Source organism: Pseudomonas sp. RtIB026, assembly GCF_016861355.2.
Taxonomy (GTDB): domain Bacteria; phylum Pseudomonadota; class Gammaproteobacteria; order Pseudomonadales; family Pseudomonadaceae; genus Aquipseudomonas; species Aquipseudomonas peradeniyensis.
The window spans coordinates 887577-911967 of the sequence record NZ_AP023348.2 but is presented as its reverse complement, the minus strand read 5'-3'; the positions used below and the strand labels follow the sequence as shown (position 1 = coordinate 911967).

At 65.4% G+C, this 24391-nt stretch carries 24 protein-coding genes; 14 read left to right on the top strand and 10 right to left on the bottom strand.

What is annotated here, in order from left to right; all coding sequences use genetic code 11:
• Window positions 1-81 precede the first annotated feature (81 nt).
• Genes rfbB through PRtIB026_RS04155 form a run of 7 tightly spaced genes read left to right on the top strand, consistent with a single transcriptional unit; the run spans window position 82 to window position 7144 of the window.
• Complete coding sequence (rfbB, locus tag PRtIB026_RS04185) at window positions 82-1164, top strand: dTDP-glucose 4,6-dehydratase (RefSeq protein ID WP_203648756.1); 1083 nt, start codon at window positions 82-84, stop codon at window positions 1162-1164.
• Window positions 1161-2036, top strand: coding sequence for a glucose-1-phosphate thymidylyltransferase RfbA (gene rfbA, locus PRtIB026_RS04180; protein WP_203648764.1), 876 nt, complete (start codon window positions 1161-1163; stop codon window positions 2034-2036). The genes rfbB and rfbA overlap by 4 nt, the downstream gene beginning before the upstream one ends.
• Window positions 2033-2578, top strand: coding sequence for a dTDP-4-dehydrorhamnose 3,5-epimerase (rfbC, locus tag PRtIB026_RS04175; protein WP_186712097.1), 546 nt, complete (start codon window positions 2033-2035; stop codon window positions 2576-2578). The genes rfbA and rfbC overlap by 4 nt, the downstream gene beginning before the upstream one ends.
• Window positions 2575-3435, top strand: a complete 861-nt coding sequence (gene rfbD, locus PRtIB026_RS04170) for a dTDP-4-dehydrorhamnose reductase (protein ID WP_203648766.1) — start codon at window positions 2575-2577, stop codon at window positions 3433-3435. Before rfbC ends, rfbD begins: the two co-directional genes overlap by 4 nt.
• Window positions 3436-3474: 39 nt before the next feature.
• Window positions 3475-5289 carry a sensor histidine kinase gene (locus PRtIB026_RS04165; RefSeq protein ID WP_232854834.1) on the top strand — a complete coding sequence of 605 codons (1815 nt, stop codon included), beginning with the start codon at window positions 3475-3477 and terminating at the stop codon, window positions 5287-5289.
• Complete coding sequence (locus tag PRtIB026_RS04160; RefSeq protein ID WP_203648775.1) at window positions 5286-6692, top strand: sigma-54-dependent transcriptional regulator; 1407 nt, start codon at window positions 5286-5288, stop codon at window positions 6690-6692. The genes PRtIB026_RS04165 and PRtIB026_RS04160 overlap by 4 nt, the downstream gene beginning before the upstream one ends.
• Window positions 6689-7144 (top strand): YiiD C-terminal domain-containing protein, encoded by a 456-nt coding sequence (locus tag PRtIB026_RS04155; protein WP_203648777.1) that lies wholly within the window; start codon window positions 6689-6691, stop codon window positions 7142-7144. The genes PRtIB026_RS04160 and PRtIB026_RS04155 overlap by 4 nt, the downstream gene beginning before the upstream one ends.
• A 112-nt stretch (window positions 7145-7256) precedes the next feature.
• Here PRtIB026_RS04155 and cysQ read toward each other — a convergent pair whose 3' ends face one another.
• Both cysQ and nudE read right to left on the bottom strand, forming a co-directional pair.
• The gene (gene cysQ, locus PRtIB026_RS04150) at window positions 7257-8084 is read right to left on the bottom strand and encodes a 3'(2'),5'-bisphosphate nucleotidase CysQ (RefSeq protein WP_203648779.1); all 828 of its coding nucleotides are present in this window, start codon (window positions 8082-8084) and stop codon (window positions 7257-7259) included.
• Window positions 8081-8647: an ADP compounds hydrolase NudE gene (gene nudE / locus PRtIB026_RS04145; RefSeq protein ID WP_028689194.1), complete on the bottom strand. Its 567-nt coding sequence runs from the start codon at window positions 8645-8647 to the stop codon at window positions 8081-8083. The genes cysQ and nudE overlap by 4 nt, the downstream gene beginning before the upstream one ends.
• Window positions 8648-8711: 64 nt before the next feature.
• On the opposite strand from nudE, the gene yrfG reads away from it, so the two are divergent.
• Window positions 8712-9374 carry a GMP/IMP nucleotidase gene (gene yrfG / locus PRtIB026_RS04140; protein WP_203648781.1) on the top strand — a complete coding sequence of 221 codons (663 nt, stop codon included), beginning with the start codon at window positions 8712-8714 and terminating at the stop codon, window positions 9372-9374.
• 111 nt (window positions 9375-9485) lie between these two features.
• Here yrfG and lysM read toward each other — a convergent pair whose 3' ends face one another.
• Window positions 9486-9926 carry a peptidoglycan-binding protein LysM gene (lysM, locus tag PRtIB026_RS04135; RefSeq protein ID WP_028689196.1) on the bottom strand — a complete coding sequence of 147 codons (441 nt, stop codon included), beginning with the start codon at window positions 9924-9926 and terminating at the stop codon, window positions 9486-9488.
• Window positions 9927-10101: 175 nt separating this feature from the next.
• Between lysM and fdhD the strand changes: the two genes are divergently transcribed.
• From fdhD to PRtIB026_RS04110, 5 genes are all read left to right on the top strand, one after another.
• Window positions 10102-10929 carry a formate dehydrogenase accessory sulfurtransferase FdhD gene (gene fdhD, locus PRtIB026_RS04130; RefSeq protein ID WP_203648788.1) on the top strand — a complete coding sequence of 276 codons (828 nt, stop codon included), beginning with the start codon at window positions 10102-10104 and terminating at the stop codon, window positions 10927-10929.
• Window positions 10930-10937: 8 nt separating this feature from the next.
• On the top strand, window positions 10938-13283 hold the full coding sequence (locus PRtIB026_RS04125) for an FdhF/YdeP family oxidoreductase (RefSeq protein ID WP_203648800.1): 2346 nt from the start codon (window positions 10938-10940) through the stop codon (window positions 13281-13283).
• Between the two features lie 379 nt (window positions 13284-13662).
• A complete protein-coding gene (locus tag PRtIB026_RS04120) occupies window positions 13663-14142 on the top strand; it encodes a glycine zipper domain-containing protein (RefSeq protein WP_050703337.1) in 480 nt (159 codons plus the stop codon).
• Window positions 14143-14351: 209 nt separating this feature from the next.
• Window positions 14352-15161 (top strand): CheR family methyltransferase, encoded by an 810-nt coding sequence (locus PRtIB026_RS04115; protein WP_203648802.1) that lies wholly within the window; start codon window positions 14352-14354, stop codon window positions 15159-15161.
• 118 nt (window positions 15162-15279) lie between these two features.
• Window positions 15280-15936 carry a response regulator gene (locus PRtIB026_RS04110; RefSeq protein WP_203648805.1) on the top strand — a complete coding sequence of 219 codons (657 nt, stop codon included), beginning with the start codon at window positions 15280-15282 and terminating at the stop codon, window positions 15934-15936.
• Here the strand turns inward: PRtIB026_RS04110 and PRtIB026_RS04105 are convergent.
• The 3 genes from PRtIB026_RS04105 to hslO all read right to left on the bottom strand — a co-directional run bounded on the left by PRtIB026_RS04105 (window position 15926) and on the right by hslO (window position 19200).
• On the bottom strand, window positions 15926-16360 hold the full coding sequence (locus PRtIB026_RS04105) for an acyl-CoA thioesterase (RefSeq protein ID WP_186712110.1): 435 nt from the start codon (window positions 16358-16360) through the stop codon (window positions 15926-15928). The two genes, PRtIB026_RS04110 and PRtIB026_RS04105, sit on opposite strands and share 11 nt — an antisense overlap.
• A 216-nt stretch (window positions 16361-16576) precedes the next feature.
• Complete coding sequence (locus PRtIB026_RS04100; RefSeq protein ID WP_186712112.1) at window positions 16577-18118, bottom strand: phosphoenolpyruvate carboxykinase; 1542 nt, start codon at window positions 18116-18118, stop codon at window positions 16577-16579.
• 179 nt (window positions 18119-18297) lie between these two features.
• Window positions 18298-19200 (bottom strand): Hsp33 family molecular chaperone HslO, encoded by a 903-nt coding sequence (gene hslO / locus PRtIB026_RS04095; protein ID WP_203648815.1) that lies wholly within the window; start codon window positions 19198-19200, stop codon window positions 18298-18300.
• Between the two features lie 108 nt (window positions 19201-19308).
• On the opposite strand from hslO, the gene PRtIB026_RS04090 reads away from it, so the two are divergent.
• The gene (locus tag PRtIB026_RS04090) at window positions 19309-20109 is read left to right on the top strand and encodes a phosphatase PAP2 family protein (RefSeq protein ID WP_203648824.1); all 801 of its coding nucleotides are present in this window, start codon (window positions 19309-19311) and stop codon (window positions 20107-20109) included.
• 33 nt (window positions 20110-20142) lie between these two features.
• On the opposite strand, the gene PRtIB026_RS04085 is transcribed toward PRtIB026_RS04090, so the two are convergent.
• Genes PRtIB026_RS04085 through pepP form a run of 4 tightly spaced genes read right to left on the bottom strand, consistent with a single transcriptional unit; the run spans window position 20143 to window position 24379 of the window.
• Entirely contained in the window at window positions 20143-21360 is a 1218-nt protein-coding gene (locus tag PRtIB026_RS04085; RefSeq protein WP_203652568.1) for a 2-octaprenyl-3-methyl-6-methoxy-1,4-benzoquinol hydroxylase, read from the bottom strand.
• A gap of 9 nt (window positions 21361-21369) precedes the next feature.
• Entirely contained in the window at window positions 21370-21852 is a 483-nt protein-coding gene (locus tag PRtIB026_RS04080) for a DUF4442 domain-containing protein (RefSeq protein ID WP_203648827.1), read from the bottom strand.
• Window positions 21849-23048 carry a 2-octaprenyl-6-methoxyphenyl hydroxylase gene (gene ubiH / locus PRtIB026_RS04075; RefSeq protein ID WP_186712116.1) on the bottom strand — a complete coding sequence of 400 codons (1200 nt, stop codon included), beginning with the start codon at window positions 23046-23048 and terminating at the stop codon, window positions 21849-21851. The genes PRtIB026_RS04080 and ubiH overlap by 4 nt, the downstream gene beginning before the upstream one ends.
• Window positions 23045-24379, bottom strand: coding sequence for a Xaa-Pro aminopeptidase (gene pepP / locus PRtIB026_RS04070; protein ID WP_203648831.1), 1335 nt, complete (start codon window positions 24377-24379; stop codon window positions 23045-23047). Before pepP ends, ubiH begins: the two co-directional genes overlap by 4 nt.
• Between the last annotated feature and the right edge of the window lie 12 nt (window positions 24380-24391).

Here is a 24391-nt window from a genome sequence, read left to right as displayed (position 1 = left end):
TCAACTTGCCTCCCGCCTTGTCAGCCGACAAGCTGTGAGCCCGTTAGCCACCGTCATTAATGGAAGGAAAGGGAATCCGACATGCGTATTCTCATTACCGGGGGAGCCGGTTTCATCGGATCGGCCCTGGTACGCCACCTCATCAGCAATACCGAGCATGAAGTCCTCAATCTCGACAAGCTAACCTATGCAGGCAACCTGGAATCACTGTCGAGCATCGCCAGCAATTCGCGCTATGAGTTCGCCCAGGTCGATATCGTCGACCAGGCCGCCGTCAGTGCTGTGCTCGCCCGGTTCCAGCCACACGCCATCATGCACCTGGCGGCGGAATCGCATGTGGATCGCTCCATCGACGGTCCTTCGGACTTCATCCAGACCAACATCGTCGGCACCTACAGCCTGCTGGAGGCTGCCCGGGGTTACTGGAATACGCTGGACGACGAGGAGCGCAAAGCTTTCCGCTTCCATCACATTTCCACCGACGAGGTCTACGGTGACCTTCACGGGGTCGACGACCTGTTCACCGAAACCACGCCCTACGCCCCCAGCTCGCCCTATTCGGCGAGCAAAGCGGCCTCCGACCACCTGGTCCGCGCCTGGCACCGTACCTACGGGTTGCCGGTGCTGCTGACCAACTGCTCCAACAACTATGGGCCGTTCCACTTCCCCGAGAAGCTCATTCCACTGGTCATTCTCAACGCCCTCGAAGGCAAACCGCTGCCGGTCTATGGCGATGGCCTGCAAGTGCGTGACTGGCTGTTCGTCGAAGATCACGCCCGCGCGCTGTTCAAGGTGGTGAGCGAAGGCGAGGTCGGCGAAACCTACAATATCGGTGGCCACAACGAGCAGAAGAACATCGATGTGGTGCGCGGCATCTGTGCCCTGCTCGAGGAGCTGGCTCCGCAACACCCTGCAGGAATTGCGAACTACGCTGACCTGATCACCTTCGTCAAGGATCGCCCGGGCCACGACCAGCGCTATGCCATCGACGCCAGCAAGATCGAGCGCGAACTGGGCTGGGTTCCCGAGGAAACCTTCGAGACAGGCCTGCGCAAGACCGTCCAGTGGTACCTGGACAACCTTGAATGGTGCCGCCATGTCCAGGATGGCAGCTATCAGCGTGAACGACTGGGCAACAACGATTACAAGGATTCGATCGCATGACCAAGGGCATCATCCTCGCCGGCGGCTCCGGCACTCGCCTGCACCCGATCACACTGGCCACCTCCAAGCAGCTGCTGCCCATCTACGACAAACCGATGATCTACTATCCGGTCTCTGTCCTGATGCTGGCGGGTATCCGCGATATCCTCCTGATCTCCACGCCCGCCGACCTTCCGCAGTACCGCCAGCTGTTCGGTGACGGCAGCCAGTTCGGCATCAACCTCAGCTATGCCGAGCAACCGTCACCCGACGGCCTGGCCCAGGCCTTCCTGATTGGCGAGGAGTTCATCGGCAACGACTCGGTATGCCTGATCCTGGGCGACAACATCTTCCATGGCCAGGGTTTCAGCGAACAGCTCCAGCGCGCGGTCAAGCACCAGGCCGGCGCCACGGTGTTCGGCTACTGGGTCAAGGACCCCGAGCGCTTCGGCGTGGTCGAGTTCGACGGCAATGGCCGGGCCTTGTCGATCGAAGAAAAGCCAGCCAAGCCAAGGTCCAGCTACGCGGTTACCGGCCTGTACTTCTACGACAACGATGTGGTGAAGATTGCCAAGGGGGTCAAACCCTCCCCACGCGGCGAACTGGAGATCACCGACATCAACAACGCCTACCTGGAGCGTGGCGACCTGCGCGTGGAGCGCCTGGGGCGCGGCCTTGCATGGCTCGACACCGGCACCCACGACAGCCTCCTGGAAGCTTCCCAGTATGTGCGGACCATCGAGCACCTGCAGGGATTGAAAATCGCGTGCCTGGAAGAGATCGCCTATCAGAAAGGCTGGATCAGCCGTCAAGAATTGCAGAAGAAGGCCGAAGAACTTAAGAAGACGGGGTACGGACAGTACCTCAGTAAATTGATAGAAGAGACCCCATGAATATCATCGCCACGGCCATCCCGGATGTTCTGATCATCGAACCGAAGATTTTTGGTGATAGCCGTGGCTTCTTCTTCGAAAGCTTCAACGCACGGGATTTTGCCGACAAGGCTGGCGTTGACGTGAACTTCGTGCAGGACAACCACTCACGCTCGCAAAAGGGCGTGTTGCGCGGCCTGCACTACCAGATCGACAATCCCCAGGGGAAACTGGTGCGGGTCATGCAGGGCGAGGTCCTCGACGTCGCCGTGGACCTGCGGCAAAGCTCACCTACCTGTGGAAAGTGGGTCGCGACGCGACTGAGCGCCGTGGAGCACCGTCAATTCTGGATACCACCAGGATTTGCCCATGGCTTCCTGGTGCTGAGCGAGTCGGCCGACTTCCTCTATAAAACCACCGATTACTACACCCCGAGCGCCGAACGCTGCATCCGCTGGGATGACCCTCAGCTGGCGATCGACTGGGGCCTGCTGGAAGCACCGATCCTGTCCGCCAAGGACCAGGCCGGCAAATTGTTCAAGGATGCGGAGCTGTTCCCGTGAAAATCCTTGTCTGCGGCCACAATGGCCAGGTTGCCCAGGCGTTGCAGGGCGCCCTGGCCGGACTGGGCGAGGTGTGCCTGGTTGGCCGCGACCAGTTCGACATGGCCCGACCGGAACAGCTGCGCGAACCACTGCGCCGACAGACCCCCGACCTGATCATCAATGCGGCGGCACACACTGCGGTGGATCAGGCAGAGAACGAGCCGGAACTGGCCTTCGCCATCAATGCCGAGGCGCCAGGAATAGTGGCCGAGGAAGCCGCACGCCTTGGCGTGCCACTGATCCACTACTCCACCGACTATGTCTTCGACGGCAGCAAGGCCACGCCATACGACGAGGACGACGCGCCCAACCCCCTGGGAATCTACGGACGCAGCAAGCTGGCCGGAGAACAGGCGATCCGCGCAGCAGGCGCAGAACACCTGATCCTGCGCACCAGCTGGGTCTATTCGCTGCATGGGCGCAATTTCCTGCTGACCATGCAGCGCCTGCTTCAGGAACGCGCTCAACTGAAAGTGGTGGACGACCAGATCGGCGCCCCGACCTGGGCAGCCACAATTGCAGCCAGTACGCGTGCATTGATCGAGCGCTGGCAGAACGGCCAGGCCGGCGCCTGGGGCACCTACCACCTGACCGCCCAGGGTGAAACCTCCTGGTTCGGCTTCGCCCAGGCCATCGGCGAACAGCTCAAGATCCGTGGCCTGCCCTGCGCCGAATTGCTGCCGATCCCTTCCAGCGAATACCCGACACCGGCAAAGCGACCGCTCAACTCGCGCCTGGACTGTTCGCGCCTGGCCCGCGAATGGCAGGTCAGCCAGCCACACTGGCACGATGCACTCATCGACTGCCTCAAGTAGCGCATAATTGCGCCAGATCCTACTGGCGCCATTATCGCAATGATCCCAAGACCCACGCCTCCCCGCCGCCCCCGCTGGCGCAGCCTGGCCCTGCTGGCGCTGTGCCTGGCCCCGCTGCTGTGGCCGCTGCACCACCTGGCCGAGCGCTACTATCAGGACGAACTGGCTTCGCAGAACCGCCAGACCCTCGACCTCTACGTCGCCAACCTGCTGGGCACCCTGCACCGCTATGAAACCCTGCCGCAGATCCTCGGCGACCTGCCGGCGCTGCGCAGCGTGCTGGCCGACCCGTTGCGCCTCGAGGCGGTGACCAACGCCAACCGCCTGCTCAAGCACATCACCCAGCAAACCGGCGCCGAGGTGATGTACCTGATGGATGTCAGCGGCAACACCCTGGCCGCCTCCAACTGGGACAAGCAGGACAGCTTCGTCGGCCGCAACTTCTCGTTCCGCCCCTACTTCATCGAAGCAATGGAGGGCCGCCTGGGGCGCTTCTTCGGCCAAGGCACCACCTCGGCCAAGCGCGGCTACTTCTTCGCCGCCGCCGTGCACGACCGCGACAAGGTGATCGGCGTGCTGGTGGTCAAGGTCGATCTCGATCACACCGAAACCCTCTGGGGCCGCACTCCGGAACAACTGCTGCTGACCGACCAGAACGGCGTGGTGGTGCTCACCTCGCGCCCGGACTGGCGCTTTCGCGCCACCCGCGAGCTGACCGCGGCCGAGCGCCAGGCCATCGTCGCCATCCAGCCCTACCCGACCCAGGCGCCGCAGCCGCTGACCCTCGACCAGGCCGCCTGGCTGATCCAGACCCGCGACATCAAGGAAACCGGCTGGCAGGTGAGCATCCTCGCCCCGCGCCTGCTGGTCGACCGCTCGGTGCAGACGGTCATGGCCATCGGCGGCGGCGCGCTGCTGGTGACCATGCTCCTGGCCGGCCTTGTGATGCAGCGCCGTCGCCACTACATCGACCGTATCGATTTCGAGGCCCGTGCCCGCCAGGAGCTGGAAAACCGCGTGATCGAACGCACCGCCGACCTCGAAGGCCTCAACACCCGACTCAAGAGCGCGGTACTCGAGCGCGAAAGCGCCCAGCAAGAGCTGGTGCGCGCCCAGGACGAACTGGTCCAGGCCGGCAAGCTGTCGGTGCTCGGCACCATGTCGGCCAGCATCAGCCACGAGCTGAACCAGCCGCTGGCGGCCATCCGCAGCTACGCCGAGAACGCCGAGATCCTGCTTGATCATCAGCGCACCGAGGACGTGCGCGGCAACCTCAAGCTGATCGGCGAGCTGACCGGGCGCATGGCCTCGATCATCGCCCACCTGCGCGCCTTCGCCCGCCGCGACCAGCACGCCCCGGAAAGCGTGGCCCTGCAACCGGCCCTGGACGACGCCCTCGCGCTGCTGGCCAAGCGCCGCCGGGCCATGGCCGTGGAACTGGTGCGCGACCTGCCCGAGGCTACCCTGTGGGTGCAGGCCGGCGAGACCCGCCTGCGCCAGGTGCTGGGAAACCTGCTGGCCAACGCCCTCGATGCCCTCACCGAGAAAGCCAACCCACGCAGGCTGTGGCTGAGTGCCGAACGCCAGGATGACTGCGTCTACCTGTACATCCGCGACAATGGCCCCGGCTTCAGCCGCCAGGCCCTGGAGCACGCCAAGGAACCGTTCTTCACCACCAAGACCCGCACCCAGGGCCTGGGCCTGGGCCTGGCCATCTGTGAAAGCCTGATGCATGCGCTGGGCGGCGAGCTGCTGCTGGGCAACCACCCGGAAGGCGGTGCCCTGCTGACGCTGAAACTGCGCGTGGCCAAGCCCGGCGCCAACCTGCAATCTTCGGAGGACACCTCGGCATGACCGAGACACTGATCGACAGCCACGCCCAGGTGCTCCTGGTCGACGACGACCCGCACCTGCGCCAGGCCCTGAGCCAGACCCTGGACCTGGCCGGGCTCAAGGTCGTGGCCCTGGCCGACGCCCAGGGCCTGGCCGGGCGCATCGAGGAAGACTGGCCAGGGGTGGTGGTCAGCGATATCCGCATGCCCGGCATCGATGGCCTGCAACTGCTGGAACAACTGCATGCCCGCGACAACGAGCTGCCGGTACTGCTGATCACCGGCCACGGCGATGTGCCGCTGGCGGTGCAGGCAATGCGCGCCGGCGCCTACGACTTCCTCGAAAAGCCCTTCGCCAGCGACGCCCTGCTCGACAGCGTGCGCCGTGCCCTGGCCCTGCGCCGCCTGGTGCTGGACAACCGCAGCCTGCGCCTGGCCCTGAGCGACCGCCAGCAGCTGGCCACGCGCCTGGTCGGCCAGTCGCCGGGCATGCAGCGCCTGCGCGAGCAGATCGGCGCCCTCGCCGGGACCCGCGCCGACGTGCTGATCCTCGGTGAGACTGGCGCCGGCAAGGAGGTGGTGGCCCGTGCCCTGCACGACCTGTCGAGCCGCCGCGACGGCCCGTTCGTGGCGATCAACGCCGGCGCCCTGGCCGAGTCCGTGGTCGAGAGCGAGCTGTTCGGCCACGAGCCCGGGGCTTTCACCGGGGCGCAGAAACGCCGGATCGGCAAGTTCGAGTTCGCCAACGGCGGCACACTGTTCCTCGACGAGATCGAGAGCATGAGCCTGGATGTGCAGGTCAAGCTGCTGCGCCTGCTGCAGGAACGGGTTGTCGAACGCCTGGGCGGCAACCAGCTGATCCCGCTGGATATCCGCATCATTGCCGCGACCAAGGAAGACCTGCGCCAGTCTGCCGACCAGGGCCGCTTCCGCGCCGACCTGTACTACCGCCTCAACGTCGCGCCGCTGCGTATTCCCGCGTTGCGCGAGCGCGGCGATGACATCCTCGTGCTGTTCCAGCACTTCGCCGACGCCGCCAGCGAGCGCCACGGCCTGCCGCCCCACAGCCTGCAACCGGCGCAGCGCGCCGTGCTGCTGCGCCACGATTGGCCGGGCAACGTGCGCGAACTGCAGAACGCAGCCGAACGCTTCGCCCTGGGCCTTGAGCTGGCCCTCGATGGCCAGGCGCCCGCGGCGACCCATGACATCCAGGTGCCCGTGCCAACCGGCAACCTCAGCGAGCAGGTCGAGCAGTTCGAACGCTCGCTGATCGCCGCCGAGCTGGGCCAACCGCACAACTCGATGCGCAGCCTCGCCGAAGCCCTCGGCATCCCGCGCAAGACCCTGCACGACAAGCTGCGCAAGCATGGCCTGAGCTTCGACGGCGGCGGCGGGCACGACGACCAGGAGGACAACCGTCCATGAGCACCGACAGCCAGTACCTGCAATCCGTGTTGCACAGTGATATTCCCCTGACCCGCGAGATGGGGATGGAAGTCATCGATTGGCAGCGGCACTGTCTGCGCCTGAAGCTGCCGCTGGCCCCCAACGTCAACCACAAAAGCACCATGTTCGGCGGCAGCCTGTACTGCGGCGCGGTGTTGGTGGGCTGGGGCTGGCTGCACCTGCGCCTGCGCGAGCTGGGGATCGATGACGGGCATATCGTCATCCAGGAAGGGCAGATCAGTTATCCGCTGCCGGTTACCGGTACGGCGGTGGCACAGTGCCCGGCGCCGGACGAGAAGACCTGGGAGCGGTTCCTGACGATGTACCAGCGTCGCGGGCGGGCGCGGCTGACGTTGGAGACGGTGGTGAGCAACGAGGGTAGCGACGAGCCTGCGGTGAGGTTCAGCGGGCAGTACGTGTTGCATCGCTGAAAGCTTGGAGGCCCTTCGCGGCACAAGGCCGCTCCTACAGGGAAACGTGATCCCCTGTAGGAGCGGCCTTGTGCCGCGAAAGGGCTGCAAAGCAGCCCCAGCTATCTCAAGCTCAGATAGCGTCCACCAGCTCAACCAACGCCTTCCGCCAACCGGCAGCCTTGGGCAACGCCAGGAAAAACGGATTGAGCAACGACTCCCGCGCCGGATACCGGAACGCCAGCCCATCCAGCCCGATCACCTCACCCCCGGCCCCTTCCAGCACGCCCTGCGCAGCCGCCGAATCCCACTGCGAGGTCGGCGCCAACCGCGGATAACAGTCGGCACTGCCTTCGGCCAGTAGGCAGAACTTCAGCGAACTGCCGATATTGGCCAGCTCCAGCTCACCCACCGCACCACTCAACCCGGCCAGCAGGGCCTCCTGCTGCGGGCTGGAATGCCGACGGCTGGCGACGACGGTAAACTTCGCCCCCTGCGGTGGCGCGTTGCGTACCTGGATCGGCTGCGCACCGCCATCACGCTCCACACGCCAGGCCCCCAGGTTGCGCCCGCCGAAATAACAGCGGCCATTGGTCGGCATCGCCACCACCCCGAACACCACCTCGCCGTTCTCGATCAGCGCGATATTGACGGTGAACTCCTCGCTCCCGGCAATGAACTCCTTGGTGCCATCCAGCGGATCGACCAGCCACCAGCGCTGCCAGCCTTGGCGGGTGGCCAGCGGAATCTCGCAATCTTCCTCGGACAGCACCGGGATCTGCGGTGCCAGCGCCTGCAACCCATCCACGATCACCCGATGAGCCGCCAGGTCGGCAGCGGTCACCGGCGAATCGTCGGCCTTGCTGGTCACGGCCACATCGGCGCGCCAGAACGGCAGGATCGCCTCGCCGGCCGAACGGGCGAGATTCACCACGTCCTGCATCAATTGCCGATCGTTCATACGCTCAGCACCCCACGCTGGATCAGCAGGTCACGGGCCAGGTACAACGCCGCCAGCGCCCGACCTTCGGTGAACTGCGGGTGCATGGCCAGGGCCGAGAGCTCGCGCAGGTTGACCTTGTCGACCCGCATCGGCTCGGGCTCGTCACCCTCCAGGCGTTCTTCGTACAGGTCCGAGGCCAGCACCACCTGGATCTTCTGGCTCATGTAGCCGGGCGACAGCGACAGCTCGGTCAGGTGCTCCAGCTGGCGTGCGCCGAACCCGGCCTCTTCCTTGAGCTCCCGGTCGGCGGCAGCCAGCACGTCCTCGCCCGGCTCGATCAGGCCCTTGGGCAGGGACAGCTCGTATTCATCGGTCCCGCCGCAATATTCCTCGACCAGCACCGCGTGCTCGGTATCGAGCATGGCCACGATCATCACCGCGCCATAACCGTTGCCACGACCGACCAATCGCTCGTAGGTGCGCTCGGTGCCGTTGGAAAAGCGCAACTGCACGGCCTCGACCCGGAACAGGCGGCTGCTGGCGACGATCTCGCGGCTGAGGACGGTGGGTTTCTGGCGCATGGGGCGGCTCCTTGGCGTGAACGGGTTACTATACCGTGGCTTGCCGACTGATCGAGAATTTCCCATGCCCGTTCTTCCCTGGTCCGCCATCGATACCGTCCTGCTGGACATGGACGGTACCCTGCTCGACCTGCACTACGACAACCGCTTCTGGCTGGAGCACCTGCCCCAGCGCTACGCCGAGTTGCATGGCGTCAGCCGGGCCATGGCCGAGCTTGAGCTGCGCCCGCTGTTCGAACAGCATGCCGGCACACTCAACTGGTACTGCCTGGACTTCTGGAGCCGTGAGCTGCGCCTGCCGATCCGCGAGCTGAAACAGGAGATCGCCGACCTTATTGCCCTCAAGCCGGATGCCGACACCTTCCTCGCGGCCGTGCGCAAGGCGGGCAAGCGGGTGGTGATGATCACCAATGCGCATCGCGATTCACTGTCGCTGAAACTGGAGCGGGTGGAACTGGCGCCGTACTTCGAACGGCTGATCAGTTCGCATGACTATGGGTATCCGAAGGAGAGCCCGCAGTTCTGGGACGCGTTGCACGCGGATATCGGCTTCGAACCGGCGCGCAGCCTGTTCATCGACGACACCCTGGCGATTCTGCGCAGTGCCCGGCGGTACGGGGTGGGGCATCTGCTGGCGGTGCGCCAGCCGGATAGTCGGGCGGAGCCTCGGGATACCCAGGAGTTTGCGGCGGTCGAGGATTACCGGGAGTTACTGGTTGGCCTGTGAGGGCCTCTCGCGGGTAAACCCGCTCCCACAGGAGTTGCACAGTCCTTGAATGTGGTGCAGTACCTGTGGGAGCGGGTTTACCCGCGAAAGAGCCGGATCAGGCGATGAAGATTAATCCGGAATACGCAGCACCTGCCCCGGATAGATCTTGTTGGGATCCTTCAGCATCGGCTTGTTCGCCTCGAAGATCTTCTGGTACTTGTTGGCATCGCCATAGACCCGTTTGGAGATGGCGCTCAGGGTGTCGCCTTTCTCGACCTCGACGAACCGCGCCGCCTGGGCCACCGGCCCGGTGACGGTGATCTGGTCATCCACCGAAGCCACCCCCGCGATATTGCCGGCGGCCAGTATGATCTTCTCCTTCTCTTCCTGGCTGGCCACCTCGCCCTTGAGAATGACCTTGTCACCCTCTACAGTGGCCGAAATGTTCGGGTTACCCAGGCCAACGTCCTGGACGTGCTTCTTCAACTGTTCCTCGGCATTGGCATTGCCCGGCGTCAGCAGGTCGATCAACTTCTCGCCGGCTTCCTTCACGAAACTGAACAGGCTCATGTGGCGCTCCTTTGATGGTGAATCCATGGAAGCAGGAGTCTAGGCCAGGATCCCTCATCCCGCCCCACTGCGACCAATCGACGCGCTCTATCACGGCATAGACGCTAGCGATTAGACGCCACCGGCACAGGGGCCTAGGCTTGTGGGGTCAAACTGCCAGCCGGTATTCGCCCCGATGAACAGCAAGCCACCGGTCTGCGCGGCGTCCACGTCTTTTGCGCTGCCCGCCGCCAGTAACACCTACGACTACGTCCAGCTCACCGACACAGCTCGCGAAAGCACGCCGTTGGCCGAGGAAGTGGCCCTGGCCATCGTCTACAACGGCCTGAACCAGGCGGTGATGCTGGTCAGCCCGACCGACCTGGAAGACTTCGCCGTGGGCTTCAGCGTGGGCAGTGGCATCGTCGCCGGTACCGAAGAAATCTACGACGTGAAGCTCTCCGGCAGCGGCTCGGCGCTGTATGCCGACCTGGAGATCTCCAGCCGCGCCTTCTGGAACCTGAAGAACCAGCGCCGTCAGCTGGCCGGCACCAGCGGCTGCGGCCTGTGCGGCGTCGAGGCCCTGGAGCAGGCATTGCCCGAGCTGGACGTGCTGCCTGGCGCGCCGCTGCCGCCCGCGCACTGGCTGAAGGACCTGCGCCAGCGCATCGACGCCTTCCAGCCCCTCGGCCAGCACTGCGGCGCGGTGCACGCGGCGCTGTTCATGGACCGCGACGGCCAGCTGCTGCTGGGTCGCGAGGATATCGGCCGGCACAACGCCCTGGACAAGCTGATCGGCGCCCTGCTGCGCCAGCGCATCGACACCACCGGCGGCCTGGCCATCGTCACCAGCCGCTGCAGCCTGGAGCTGATCCAGAAAGTCCTGCGCGCCGGCATCCAGACGTTGGTCAGCCTCTCCGCGCCCACGGGCCTGGCCCTGCAATGGGCGCGCAAGCACAACCTCAACCTTATCCATCTGCCCAAACACAGTGCACCGCGGGTGTTCAGCCCAGCGGCGGAGTAGCAACAGCCGTGACCTCCTACGAAAAACTGCCAGACAACGCCCCCGCCTCCACCCCTCGCTACAAGCCCTACCCCGGACCCGCCGGCGGTTGGGGCGCGCTGCGCAGCGTGGCCAAGGCCTGGGTGGGCAGCGACAACGCCCTGAAGAACATCCGCGCCCTGCTCAAGACCAACCAGAACGGCGGCTTCGACTGCCCCGGCTGCGCCTGGGGCGACTCGCCCGAAAGCGGCATGGTCAAGTTCTGCGAAAACGGCGCCAAGGCGGTCAACTGGGAGGCCACCAAGCGTCGCGTCGATGCGGCGTTCTTCGCCCGCTACAGCGTCAGCGCGCTGCTCGAGCAGAGCGACTACTGGCTCGAGTACCAGGGCCGCCTGACCGAGCCGATGATCTACGACCCGGTCACTGACCGCTACCAGCCGATCGACTGGGACGCGGCCTTCGCCCTGATCGCCCGTCACCTGAACAACCTGTCCAGCCCTGATCAGGCCGAGTTCTACACCTCCGGCCGGGCCAGCAACGAGGCGGCGTACCTGTACCAGCTGTTCGTGCGCGCCTACGGCACCAACAACTTCCCCGACTGCTCGAACATGTGCCACGAGGCCAGTGGCGTGGCGCTGGGTCAAAGCGTCGGCGTGGGCAAGGGCACGGTCACCTACGACGATTTCGAGCACGCCGACACGATCTTCGTCCTGGGTCAGAACCCCGGCACCAACCACCCACGCATGCTCGACCCACTGCGTGACGCGGTGAAGCGCGGTGCCCAGGTGGTCTGCGTCAACCCGCTCAAGGAGCGTGGCCTGGAGCGTTTCCAGCACCCTCAGAACCCGCTGGAGATGCTGACCAACACTGACCGCCCGACCAACACGGCGTTCTTGCGCCCGGCCCTGGGCGGCGACATGGCGCTGCTGCGCGGCATGGCCAAGTTCCTGCTGCAGTGGGAGCGTGAAGCCCAGGCCAAGGGCGAGCCGGCGATCTTCGACCATGCCTTCATCGCCGAGCACGGCCATGGCGTGGACGAGTACCTGGCTGCGGTCGATGCCACCCCGTGGGAGCAGATCCAGGCGCAATCGGGCCTGACCCTGGCCGACATCGAACTGTCGGCGCGCATGTACTGCAAAGGCAAGCGGGTGATCATGTGCTGGGCCATGGGCATCACCCAGCACCGCCATTCGGTGCCGACCATCCAGGAAATCGTCAACCTGATGCTGCTGCGCGGCAACCTCGGCGTGCCGGGCGCCGGCCTGTGCCCGGTGCGCGGCCACAGCAACGTGCAGGGCGACCGCACCATGGGCATCAACGAACGCCCGCCAGTCTTCCTGCTCGACGCCCTCGAAAAGCGCTTCGGCTTCCCGGTGCCGCGCCACAACGGCCACAACACCGTCGAGGCGATCCACGCCATGCTCGACGGCCGGGCCAAGGTGTTCATCGGCCTGGGCGGCAACTTCGCCCAGGCCACGCCGGACACCGAGCGCACCGCGCAGGCGCTGCGCAACTGCGAGCTGACCGTGCACATCAGCACCAAGCTCAACCGCAGCCACCTGGTTCACGGTAAGCAAGCGCTGATCCTGCCGTGCCTGGGCCGCACCGATATCGACCTGCAGGGCGAAGGCCCGCAGGCGGTGACGGTGGAGGACTCGTTCAGCATGGTCCATGCCTCCAACGGCCAGCTCAAGCCGCTGTCCCGGCAGATGCGCTCGGAGCCGGCCGTGGTCGCTGGCATCGCCGCCGCCACCTTGGGCAAGCAGCCGGTGGACTGGCACTGGCTGGTGGCCGACTACGCGCGCATCCGCGACCTGATCGCCGACACCATCCCCGGCTTTGCCGACTTCAATGAACGCCTGCGCCTGCCCGGCGGCTTCTATCTGGGCAACAGCGCCGGCAGCCGCCAGTGGAAGACCGCCAGCGGCCGTGCCAACTTCAAGGCCAACCTGCTGCCCGACAGCCTGCTCGACGAGCGCGTGCGCGCCAGCGGCCAGTTGCCGGACCTGATCATGCAGTCGATGCGTTCGCACGATCAGTACAACACCACCATCTATGGCATGGACGACCGCTACCGCGGCGTGCGCGGCCAGCGCGACGTGCTGTTCGTCAACGAAGCCGACATCGTCCGCCTGGGCTTCCAGCCAGGGCAGAAGGTCGACATCGTGTCGCTGTGGGGCGATGAGCATGTGCGCCGGGTGCATGGCTTCACCCTGCTGGCGTTCGACATTCCCGCCGGCCAGGCGGCGGCCTACTACCCGGAGGTGAACCCGCTGGTGCCGCTGGAAAGCATCGGCGACGGCAGCCATACGCCGACGTCGAAGTTCATCGCCATCAAGCTGGAGCGGGCGCGGGACGACGGGCGCATCATCTGAGCAAGATTGGGCTATGCGCGATCCCTGTAGGAGCGGCCTTGCCGAGGCGTCGGACCGGCCGGAAAGGGCCGCGCAGCGGCCCCGGCGATATCTGCTTGATGCACAAATCGTGGGGGCGCTTCGCACCCCTTTCGCGGCACAAGGCCGCTCCTACAAGGGCAAGCGCAGATTCCGAGCAATTGCCCACAAAAAAGCCCTGTTCCGCAACGGTTCAGGGCTTCGTCATAAATAGCTCAGACAACCGAAAATCGAGAAAGTTTCATACATAATTCAATAACTTAGAGAATTGTGTACAACTCGTGCTACTCGTCGGATTCCGATTGCCAGGCGCCTCGGCGAGCCTCAAATTCCGCTTCGTCATCCCTCTGAGGCTCTCTTGATGAAGAAGTACTCCTCGATTCTGTTGTTGTCTTTTGGTCTGCTCAGCGGCGTTGCCATGGCAGGCGGCACCACCGAAGCCGGCATTGGCGGCGCATTGGGTGGGGTACTGGGCTCCGTGGTGGGCAACTCCATCGGCGGTAGCACCGGTGGCGCCATCGGTGCCGGTCTGGGCGGCGCGGCCGGCGGTGCGCTGGGTGCCGACAAGCGCCAGCGTGGCGAAGCGGCCATCGGTGGCGCACTGGGCGCCGCAGGCGGCAACGTGGTGGGTCGCTCCGTGGGCGGCACCACCGGTAGCTACATCGGCGCAGCCGCCGGTGGTGGCGCCGGTGGCGCACTGGGCAACTACATGGGCAACAAGGCCGACGAAGACGAACGCCACGAACGTCGCTACCGTCGCGACTACGACGATCGCCGCTACTACGACCGCGGCCACCACTACGGCCATCGCAAGCACAAGCGCCACTGGCGCCATGACTGATGGCCAGGCTTACGCCTGAGACCTAAGGCCCTGCCCTCATCGGCAGGGCCTTTTCGTTTGCATACCCGCCAGAGGATTAGGGGCTGCCCCGATATGGAGGCCACTAGCCACTAGTTATCATCGCTGTTTCGATCAAGCACAGGACGCAGGGAATGCGCACGATCATCACCGACCCCGTCTGTCTGCCCCGGGCCAGGAGAGGCTGAAGGATGCCCGGTCGTCGCCCGCCACTGCTCGGCGAAGCCAGCTTTGCGTCGATTCGCCAGCGGGTCGTGCAGGCCACCGGCGTGCAACTGGCCGACGATCGCCGTGCCGTGGTCGCGGCGCGCCTGCACAAGCGCCTCAAGGCCCTGGGCCTGGCGGACTTCGAGCGCTACCTCGCCCTGCTCGACAGCCCCCGGGGCGCGGAGGAGCACGAGCACCTGCTGCGCCTGCTGGTCGCCCGTGACAGCTACTTCTTTCGCGAGCATCGCCACTTCGAATGCCTGGCCCGCTGGCTGGCCGACCTCGACCACCCCGCACGCCTGTGGAGCGCCGCCTGCGCCACCGGGGAGGAAGCCTGGAGCCTGGCCATGGTCGCCGCCGAAAACGCCCGCCATCCCGACTGGCAGGTGCTGGCCAGCGACTTCGACCCACAACTGCTGGAGACCGCCGCTGCCGGCATCTACGACATCGCCCAGGCACGCTACTTCCCCGAAGGCTGGCTGGCCCGCCACTGCCTGTGCGGCGTCGACGAGATGGCTGGCCGGCTGCGGGTCACGGCGGCCCTGCGCGAGCAGGTGCGCTTCGAGGCGCTCAACCTGATCCGGCCCCTGCCCGAACAGCTCGGCCGCTTCGACGTCATCCTGCTGCGCAACCTGTTGTCGAACCTGGCGCCACGGTACAAGAACGAGGTACTCCAGCGCCTGCTGGCACACCTGCGCCCCGGTGGCCTGATGATCATCGGTCACAGCGAGAGCGTCCACGCCCTGGGCCTGCCCCTGCGTCCACTACTGCCGTCGGTGTTCGAACGCCTATGATAAGAGGCACTGCCGCGCCCATCGGCAGACAAGGACTGATCGCGCAACCGCGCGGCAGTGCGCTTTCGGATCGAGCAGGCCTGCCGCCCCCCTTCCCTTGCGAAACAGGCCCTTATCCATGCCCTGCCGAATCCTGCTTGCCGATCACTCGCCGCTCTTCCGCGCCGGCCTGCGTGCCCTGCTTGAACAGAAGAAAGATTTCGTCGTGGTGGGCGACACCGGCGATGCCATGACGGCCGTGAGCCTTGCGAAAAAACTCAAGCCGGACATCGTGGTGCTCGACATGAGCGGCGAGCTGGACAGCCAGCAGGCCCTGCAGGAGCTGTTCATCCGCGCCCCTGCCTGCCGGGTGCTGATGTTCTCGCCACGCTCGGAGCTCGAGCATGTGATGAGCTGCCTGCAACTGGGCGCCCATGGCTTCCTGCTCAAGAGCGCCACGGTAAGCGAACTGGAGCAGGCCCTGCAGACCCTGCGTGGTGGCGGCCAGTACCTGTCGTCGGCGGTGCTGCCGATGGTCATCGGCCAGGCCCTGAAGCACAGCCGCAAGCGCGTCGTCAGTCAGGTCCAGACACCGCCGCTGACCACCCGCCAACTGGAGATCCTGCGCCTGATCGCCCGTGGCGAGACCACTCGCTCCATCGCCGACGGCCTGGGCCTGAGCATCAAGACCGTCGAGGCTCACCGCTCGCAGATCATGCACCGCCTGCAGATCCACGACGTGCCCGGCCTGGTGCTGTTCGCCGTGCGCGAGGGGATCATTCGCCTCAACGATTGAGCGACAGCCCGGCGAGGATCAGCTGCAGCGTCTCCGGTAGCGCCACAGGACGCCCCGAGGCCCGCTCGATGAACACCTGCACCACACTCCCCGCCGCGCAGGCCTCGGCCTCGCCCGGGCGGAACAGCGCCAGGCGGAACTCCACGGTACTGCCCGCCAGGCGTGTCACGCCCAGGCCCACCTCGAGCACGTCGGGAAAGCCCGGCAAGGCGAAGAAGTCCGCCGCCGAGCTGACGACGAAGCCGGCCAGCTCACCGTCGCGCAGGTCCAGCTCGGCCTGTTCGACCAGGAAGGCCTGGATGGCGGTTTCGAAGAAGGCATGCACGGTGGCGCCGGCGAGGTGACCGTTATGGTCGTTGTCCTGCGGGCGCGTAAGGATGGGGTGAAAATGAGAGAAGGCGGAGCGTTGGGGGGATTCTGTCATGAGGCATCTGCTTTCTGGTGGGTGCCCTGCAAGTGAAACAGATTCTGGCCGTGCTGTATTGATGCGGCTATCCGACAAACCTTCAGGAACGGTGTGTAAATCCTGTAGGAGCTGGCCTTCCCTGCGATAGCCTCAGTAGACACAGCACCCAAAGCGGGCTTTCAGATACGAAAAAGCCGCCCCGAAGGGCGGCTTTTCTTCCGAACCGGCAGCCGCTTAGAGCTGCGGACCAGCGGCCTTGATGGCGTCGGAAACGTCGAACTTCTTGAAGTTCTCGGTGAACAGCGTGGCCAGGCCCTTGGCGGCTTCGTCGTAGGCAGCCTTGTCAGCCCAGGTGTTGCGTGGGTTGAGCAGTTCGGTCTCGACGCCTGGAACAGCCTTCGGCACGTCCAGGTTGATGATGTCCAGGTGCTCGGTTTCGGCACCGACCAGAGCGCCGCTCTGGATGGCAGCGATCACGCCACGGGTGGTCGGGATGCTGAAGCGCTTGCCGACGCCGTAGCCACCACCGGTCCAGCCGGTATTGACCAGGTAGACCTTGGAACCGAACGCCTTGATACGCTTGATCAGCAGTTCGGCGTAAACGCCGGCCGGACGCGGGAAGAACGGTGCGCCGAAGCAGGTGGAGAAGGTCGACTTGATGCCGCCGCCCGAACCCATTTCGGTGGAACCGACCAGCGCGGTGTAGCCGGACAGGAAGTGGTAGGCCGCCTGCTCGTTGTTCAGGATCGACACCGGAGGCAGTACGCCGGTCAGGTCGCAGGTCAGGAAGATGACCGCGTTCGGCTCGCCGCCCAGGTTCTCTGCCGAGACCTTCTCGACGTGCGCCAACGGATAGGCGGCACGGCTGTTCTGGGTCAGGCTCACGTCGGCGTAGTCGGCGTGCTTGTTGGCGTCGATCACGACGTTTTCCAGCACCGCGCCGTGCTTGATGGCTTTCCAGATGACCGGCTCGTTCTTCTCGGAGAGGTCGATGCACTTGGCATAGCAACCGCCTTCGATGTTGAAGACCACGCCCTCACCCCAGCCGTGCTCGTCGTCACCGATCAGGTAACGGCTTTCGTCGGCCGACAGGGTGGTCTTGCCGGTGCCGGACAGGCCGAAGAACAGGGTGACGTCACCCTCTTCGCCGATGTTGGCGGCGCAGTGCATCGGCAGCACGTCGGCGGCCGGCAGCAGGAAGTTCTGCACCGAGAACATGGCTTTCTTCATTTCACCGGCGTAACGCATGCCGGCGATCAGCACCTTCTTCTGGGCGAAGTTGATGATCACGCAGCCATCGGAGTTGGTGCCGTCACGCTCAGGCACGCACTCGAAGTTGGCAACGTTGAGGATCTGCCACTCACCACGGCCAGCCGGGTTGTACTGCTCGGGGTTGATGAACAGGCAACGGCCGAACAGGTTCTGCCAGGCGGTCTGGGTGGTCATCTTGACCGGCAGGTAGTGCTCGGCCGCAGCGCCTACGTGAACGTAGGAAACGAAGTGATCCTGGGCGTTGTTGAACGCCTCGACGCGGTCCCACAGGGCATCGAACTTGTCGGCCGGGAACTTGCGGTTGATCGGGCCCCAGCCAATCTGGTCCTGGGTGGACGGTTCTTCGACGATGAAACGGTCAGCCGGCGAACGGCCGGTGCGATGACCGGTTTCCACCACCAGCGCGCCAGTATCGGCCAGCACGCCTTCACCGCGGGACAGCGCTTCTTTTACCAGCTCATCGACGCTCAGGTCGGTGTACACGGTGTTGTTGGCTTGCGTCATGAGATACCCCATCCGGCCCGAGGCCGAGTGCTCCAAACGTTTTGTAGTCGTCTCGAAAAAACTACTACAGCGAAAAAAGTGGCCGGATTATGCCAGAAACGCCCAAAAAAAGTAGGCCCCTCCTGTCAGAACTGCGTTTTTGCGCAATTCGACAGGAGTTTTTCCTGTAGTTAACCGTTTCAGTGCTGAGTTTCTGACGGCGCCTCGGTGCCGCCACCGGCAAACAATTGCGCGACATCGCTTGCATCGAAGAGATAGCGCTCGTTGCAGAACTGGCAATCGATCTCGACCTGGCCGCCGCATTCGGCCACCAGCGCCTTGGCATCCTGCTCGCCGAGGCTGACCAGGGCGTTGGCGGAACGCTCGCGCGAGCAGCTGCAACGGAAGCGTAGCGGCTGGATATCGAACAGGCGAACCGCGTCCTCGTGGTACAGGCGGTGCAGCACGGTTTCGTTGTCCAGGCCGAGCAGTTCCTCGGTCTTCACGGTGTTGGCCAGGGCCTTGACGTGAGCCCAGCTTTCCTCGCGGTCCTCGCTGTCCTTGTGGATCTCGGCCGGCAGTTGCTGCACCAGCAGGCCACGGGCGCGAGCACCATCGGCGGCCAGGGAGATGCAGGTGTTCACCTGCTGTGACATGACGAAGTAGTTGGTGAAGCACTCCGACAGGTCCTTGCCGTCCAGCTCGACCGTGCCCTGGTAGCGCTGGCCGTTGACCGGAATGATGGTCAGCACCAGGTGACCGCCCGGCATCAGGTCGGCCAGATTGGCATCCGCCTTGATCTGCTCGGCTTCATAGCGCGCCAGGCCACGGATGTCGTGCTCGCTGGTGTACTCGATGGCCAGCAGCGGCACCGGGCCCTGGGACTGCGCCTGGAGCACCAGCAGCCCGTCGAACTTCAGGGTGCCGACCAGCAGCGCGGCGGCGGCCATCAGTTCACCGAGCAGATGCTTTACCGGCTGCGGGTAGACGTGCTTGGCCAGCACCTCGGCGTAGCTGCGTTCCAGCGCGACCATCTCGCCGCGCACGTCGCGGTCGTCGAACAGGAAGCGTTGAGTGAAATCGGTATCTGGCAAGTCGCTCATGGTTGTCTGGCTTTCTAAAAATGATTACAAAATAATTACAGGAGACCGAAAGGTCCGTCGCAGAGCGCTCACGAGGCGCTCACTTCCTGCTGGATATCGAGGTATTTTATGGACAATCGACCACTGTTCCAAGCAAGGTGGTCCTGGGGACCGTTGGCAGCCTGCACCCTGCTGCCCATCGCACTACTGTGTTTCTGGTTGTGGCCCGTTGGCCAGATCCTGTGCCTGACTTTCGACGAATGGCTGTTCCACAGCCTCAATGCGCCACTGGCCGACAACCTGGTCTGGCGGTCGATCTGGGCAGTCGGCAGCCTGCGCCCCTTCGACATCCTGGTCGGCCTGATCATGCTGTCGCTGCTGATCCGCGGCGATTGGGTATTCAAGGCTACCCAAGCGCGCCAGGCTTTTTTCGGCTTTTTGGTGACCCTACTCCTCTTAGTGGTGATTCGCGCGCTGTTTTCCAAGTGGGTCAGCGCAATGGGCTGGCAACACAACAGCCCGTCGATGGTGTTCGACGACGCCGTGCACCTGAGCGACTTCTATCCGCACATGGAAGCGAAGTGGGAACTGAAGGACCGCTCCAGCCAGAGTTTCCCGGGTGACCACGCCTCGGTGCTGCTGATCTGGGCGCTGTTCATGAGCCTGTTCAGCCGTCGCCTGGTGCAGCATCTGGTGATCTGGGCACTGGCCTTGCTGTTCATGCTGCCGCGCTTGGTGGCCGGCGCCCATTGGGGGCAGGACGACTACATCGGCGGCCTGTTGATGGCGGTGCTGGCACTGGGCTGGAGCTGCCACACGCCCCTGGCGGCCAAGGCCAGCGAGGCGTTGGTGCGCTGGACGGTGCCGCTGTTCGGCCTGCTCGGCAAGCTGCCGTTGGTCGGGCGCATGAGCGTGATGCGCACCGCCTGATCCATTGCCGGGGCCGCCAGGCGGCCCCGGCCCTCAAGCCCTGGCCAGCTCCGGCAAGTCCCCGGACAACCCCAGGGCCTGACGCACGAACAGCGCCTTGGCCTCGGGCATCTGCTCTACCAGCTTCAAGCCGCTGTTGCGCAGCCAGCGCAGGGGCAGCGGATTGGCCTGGAACAAACGCTCGAAGCCCTCCATCGCCGCCATCAACGCCAGGTTGTGCGGCATCCGTCGCCGCTCGAAGCGGCTCAGCACCTTCACATCGGCCAGGCGCTCGCCACGCTCGCAGGCACGGACCAGTTCCTCGGCCAGCACCGCGGCGTCGAGAAAGCCCAGGTTGACCCCCTGCCCGGCCAATGGGTGGATGGTGTGAGCCGCATCGCCGATCAGCGCCAGCCCCTCCTCCACGTAGCGCTTGGCATGGCGCTGGCGCAGCGGCACGCAGACCCGCGGATCTGCCTCCAGCACATCGCCCAGACGCCCCTCGAAAGCCCGCTCAAGAGCCTGACGGAAGGCCGCGTCGTCCATCGCCATGGCCTGCTCGGCCTGTTCCGGCGTGGTCGACCAGACGATCGAGCACCAGTCCTGACGGCCATCGCGGCTGAGCGGCAGGAACGCCAGCGGGCCTTCGTCGGTGAAACGCTGCCAGGCCGTGGCCCTGTGTGCCTCGCTGCAGCGCACGCTGGTGACGATGGCATGATGCAGGTAGTCCCACTCACGGGTGGCGCAGCCGGCCAGGCGGCGTACCGCCGAGTTGGCGCCATCGGCGGCGATCACTAGCGGCGCGCGCAGCTTGCGCCCATCGGCCAGGGTCAGCAGCCACTCATCACCGGAGCGGCGCAGTTGCTCCAGGCGAGCGTTGGCCAGCAGCCCGACATCGCTGTCGTGCAGACGCTCCAGCAGGCCATCCTGGACCACGCGGTTCTCGACGATATGACCCAGCACCTCGGCATGCACGCTGGCCGCGGAGAAATGGATCTCGCCAGTGCCGCTGCCGTCCCAGACATGCATGTCCGAGTACGGCGAGACACGCCGCCGGGCGATGCCGTCCCAGGCGCCGAGGCGCTCGAGAATGCGCTGGCTGGCGGCCGACAGGGCACTGACCCGTGGTTCGAAAGGTGCCTCGCCGTCAAACGGCTTGACCGTCATCGGCCCGCCGTCGAGCAGGAGAACCTCCAGACCACTGTGGCGCAAGGCCAGGGCCAGGGCGCTGCCGACCATACCGGCACCGACAATCAACAGATCTGCGCGCATTTCCATGCCTTACGCCTGCCTCGCTTGCGGCTTGAGCCGCACGTATAGGGTTTTGTCGACCCGCGCCACCAGCTCACCGGCGCCGTCGCGAATCTCCACCTGCAACCGCGGCAGGTATTTCTTGCCGCTGGCGGTCTGCTGGCGGATCTCGTCCAGCAGCGCGTCGTCGACGTGGAATTGGGCATACACCGGGCCCTTGCCCGGCGAGATGAAATCGATGCTGGCGGCCTTGTCCCAGACGATGTATTCACGCCCCAACTGCTCGATCAGCAGCAGCATGTAGAACGGATCGACCATCGCGTACAGGCTGCCGCCGAACTGGGTGCCGACGTAGTTGCGATTCCACCGTGTCAGCTTCATGCGCACCTTGACGCTGCGCATGTCCGGGCTGATTTCCTGGATATGGATGCCGGCGCCCAGGTAGGGCGGGTAGAAGTTCAACAACCAGCGCAGCATCCGTGCCCGCCGTGCGAGCCGGCGAACATCGCTCATGGGCGGCCTCGCGGGTCGGGGCGGGTACCCAGGCCCATGGCCTGGCGGGCGAACCAGCTTTTTGCCGGTGGCAGCAGGTCCAGGCCAAGCAGGCCGAGGTTGCGCCCGGCAGCCAGCAGTGGCTGGCTGCTGCCGAACAGGCGGGTGACCTGGTCGGAGAAGCCGATGGTCAGGGCCTGGTCGAGGCGCTGGCGCTGGTGATAGGCCTGCAGCGTGGCCAGGTCGCCCGGCAGTGCCGGGCCGGCCAGCAGGGCGTCCGCCAGCGATTGCACGTCGCGCAGCGACAGGTTGAAGCCCTGGCCGGCGATCGGGTGCAGGCTGTGGGCGGCATTGCCCAGCACCACCAGGTGCGGGCGTACCTGCTCCTCGGCCTCGACCAGCGACAGTGGGTAGAGATGGCGGGCACCGACCTGGCGCAGGGCGCCGAGGCGATAGCCAAAGGCCTCCTGCAGCTCGCGCAGGAAGCTGCGCTCGTCGAGCTCGGCCAGGCGCCTGGCGTCCATCCCCTGGCGGGTCCAGACCAGCGCGCAGCGGTTGTCCGCCAGCGGCAGCAAGGCCATCGGGCCTTGCTCGGTGAAACGCTCGAAGGCCTGACCGGCGTGGGCTTCACCCGGGGTGATATTGGCGATCAGCGCGCTCTGGTCATAGGGCGTGTTGCGCACATGGATGCCCAGCTGCTCGCGCAGGCCCGAACGGCCGCCGTCGGCCAGCACCGCCAGGTCGCACTCCAGCGAGGTGTCGTCATCCAACTGCAGGCGGTAGCCACCGGCGATGGCCTGCATCGCCTGCACCTGCGCCGGGCAGCGCCAGCTGATCACTTCGTTGTCGATCGCCTGCCACAGGCACTGGCCAAGCCAGGCGTTCTCGACCACGTAGCCGAGTGCCGGCACGCCCTCCTCCAGGGCGTCCAGGCGGGTGCCGCCAAAGCGGCCGCGGTCGGACACCTGGATCTGCCGGATCGGCTCGGCGCGGCGGCTGATGGTCTGCCACAGCCCCAGGCGCTCATAGATCTGCCGGGTGCCGTAGGATAGCGCCGAGGAGCGTGCGTCATAGCTGGGCTGGAAGCTGTCGCCGGGGGCGAACGGCTCGATCAGCAGGATCTTCCAGCCACGGGCCTTGGCCGCGGCCTGCAGCGTCAGGGCCAGGCTCGCGCCCACCAGGCCGCCACCGATGATCGCCAGGTTGACCCGGTTCATGCGGCGTCCTTGCGGGCGTCGTGCATCAGCGCCTCGATCTCGGCGACCGTGCGCGGCACGCCTGAAGTCAGGATTTCACAGCCTTGCCTGGTCACCACCACGTCGTCCTCGATCCTTACCCCGATGCCACGCCACTTCTTCGCCACCGCCTGGTTGTCGGCGGCGATGTAGATGCCGGGTTCGACGGTCAGCGCCATGCCCGGTTCGAGCACGCGCCACTGGCCACCGACCTTGTATTCGCCCACGTCGTGCACATCCATGCCCAGCCAGTGTCCGGCGCGGTGCATGTAGAAGGCACGGTAGGCCTCGCTGTTGATCAAGGCCTGCACCTCACCCTTGAGCAGCCCCAGCGTCACCAACCCTTCGGTGATCACCCGCACGGTCGCCTCGTGGGCGTGGTTCCAGTGCTTGCCCGGGGCAATCTCGGCGAACGCCGCGGCCTGGGCCGCCAGCACCAGCTCGTAGATGGCTTTCTGTTCCGGCGAGAACCGCCCGCTGACCGGGAAGGTGCGGGTGATGTCGCTGGCGTAGCAGTCGATCTCGCAACCGGCGTCGATCAGGACCAGGTCGCCGTCCTTGAGCGGCGCGTCGTTCTGCTGGTAGTGCAGGATGCAGCCATTGCGCCCGGCGGCGACGATCGAGCCGTAGGCCGGCATCTTCGCTCCGCCCTTGCGGAACTCGTAGTCCAGCTCGGCTTCCAGGCTGTACTCGTGCAGCCCGGCGCGGCAGGCCTGCATGGCACGCACGTGGGCTCGGGCGGAGATCGCCGCGGCCTCGCGCATGACCTTCACTTCCGCCGCCGATTTATACAGGCGCATGTCGTGCAGCAGATGATCCAGGGCAACGAACTCGTTCGGCGGCTGGGCGCCGAGGCGGGCCTTGGAGCGGATCACGTTGATCCACTCCATCAGCCGGCGGTCGAACTCGGCGTTGCTGCCCATGTTGCTGTAGACCCGCTCGCGGCCTTCGATCAGGCCCGGCAGGATCTCGTCGATATCACTGATGGGGAAGGCATCGTCGGCGCCGAAATCACGCACTGCGCCTTCCTGGCCAGCACGCAGGCCGTCCCACTGCTCGCGCTCGGGGTTGCGCTCGCGGCAGAACAATACGTACTCGCCATGCTCGCGCCCCGGAATCAGGGCAATCACCGCCTCGGGTTCGGGGAAGCCGCTCAGGTACTGGAAATCGCTGTCCTGGCGATAGACATGCTCGACGTCGCGGTTGCGGATAGCGACCGCCGCGGCCGGCAGGATGGCGATGCTGTTGGGGACCATCTGCGCCATCAGCGCCTTGCGCCGACGGGCGTACTCCGCCTTGGGTATGTGGCTCATGGGCAAACGACC

Coding starts and splice junctions, on each gene's coding strand:
- rfbB (WP_203648756.1), top strand. CDS start 82: ATGCGTATTCTCATTACCGGGGGAGCCGGTTTCATCGGATCGGCCCTG.
- rfbA (WP_203648764.1), top strand. CDS start 1,161: ATGACCAAGGGCATCATCCTCGCCGGCGGCTCCGGCACTCGCCTGCAC.
- rfbC (WP_186712097.1), top strand. CDS start 2,033: ATGAATATCATCGCCACGGCCATCCCGGATGTTCTGATCATCGAACCG.
- PRtIB026_RS04165 (WP_232854834.1), top strand. CDS start 3,475: ATGATCCCAAGACCCACGCCTCCCCGCCGCCCCCGCTGGCGCAGCCTG.
- PRtIB026_RS04160 (WP_203648775.1), top strand. CDS start 5,286: ATGACCGAGACACTGATCGACAGCCACGCCCAGGTGCTCCTGGTCGAC.
- PRtIB026_RS04155 (WP_203648777.1), top strand. CDS start 6,689: ATGAGCACCGACAGCCAGTACCTGCAATCCGTGTTGCACAGTGATATT.
- cysQ (WP_203648779.1), bottom strand. CDS start 8,084: ATGAACGATCGGCAATTGATGCAGGACGTGGTGAATCTCGCCCGTTCG.
- nudE (WP_028689194.1), bottom strand. CDS start 8,647: ATGCGCCAGAAACCCACCGTCCTCAGCCGCGAGATCGTCGCCAGCAGC.
- yrfG (WP_203648781.1), top strand. CDS start 8,712: ATGCCCGTTCTTCCCTGGTCCGCCATCGATACCGTCCTGCTGGACATG.
- lysM (WP_028689196.1), bottom strand. CDS start 9,926: ATGAGCCTGTTCAGTTTCGTGAAGGAAGCCGGCGAGAAGTTGATCGAC.
- fdhD (WP_203648788.1), top strand. CDS start 10,102: ATGAACAGCAAGCCACCGGTCTGCGCGGCGTCCACGTCTTTTGCGCTG.
- PRtIB026_RS04120 (WP_050703337.1), top strand. CDS start 13,663: ATGAAGAAGTACTCCTCGATTCTGTTGTTGTCTTTTGGTCTGCTCAGC.
- PRtIB026_RS04115 (WP_203648802.1), top strand. CDS start 14,352: ATGCCCGGTCGTCGCCCGCCACTGCTCGGCGAAGCCAGCTTTGCGTCG.
- PRtIB026_RS04110 (WP_203648805.1), top strand. CDS start 15,280: ATGCCCTGCCGAATCCTGCTTGCCGATCACTCGCCGCTCTTCCGCGCC.
- PRtIB026_RS04105 (WP_186712110.1), bottom strand. CDS start 16,360: ATGACAGAATCCCCCCAACGCTCCGCCTTCTCTCATTTTCACCCCATC.
- PRtIB026_RS04100 (WP_186712112.1), bottom strand. CDS start 18,118: ATGACGCAAGCCAACAACACCGTGTACACCGACCTGAGCGTCGATGAG.
- hslO (WP_203648815.1), bottom strand. CDS start 19,200: ATGAGCGACTTGCCAGATACCGATTTCACTCAACGCTTCCTGTTCGAC.
- PRtIB026_RS04090 (WP_203648824.1), top strand. CDS start 19,309: ATGGACAATCGACCACTGTTCCAAGCAAGGTGGTCCTGGGGACCGTTG.
- PRtIB026_RS04085 (WP_203652568.1), bottom strand. CDS start 21,360: ATGCGCGCAGATCTGTTGATTGTCGGTGCCGGTATGGTCGGCAGCGCC.
- PRtIB026_RS04080 (WP_203648827.1), bottom strand. CDS start 21,852: ATGAGCGATGTTCGCCGGCTCGCACGGCGGGCACGGATGCTGCGCTGG.
- ubiH (WP_186712116.1), bottom strand. CDS start 23,048: ATGAACCGGGTCAACCTGGCGATCATCGGTGGCGGCCTGGTGGGCGCG.
- pepP (WP_203648831.1), bottom strand. CDS start 24,379: ATGAGCCACATACCCAAGGCGGAGTACGCCCGTCGGCGCAAGGCGCTG.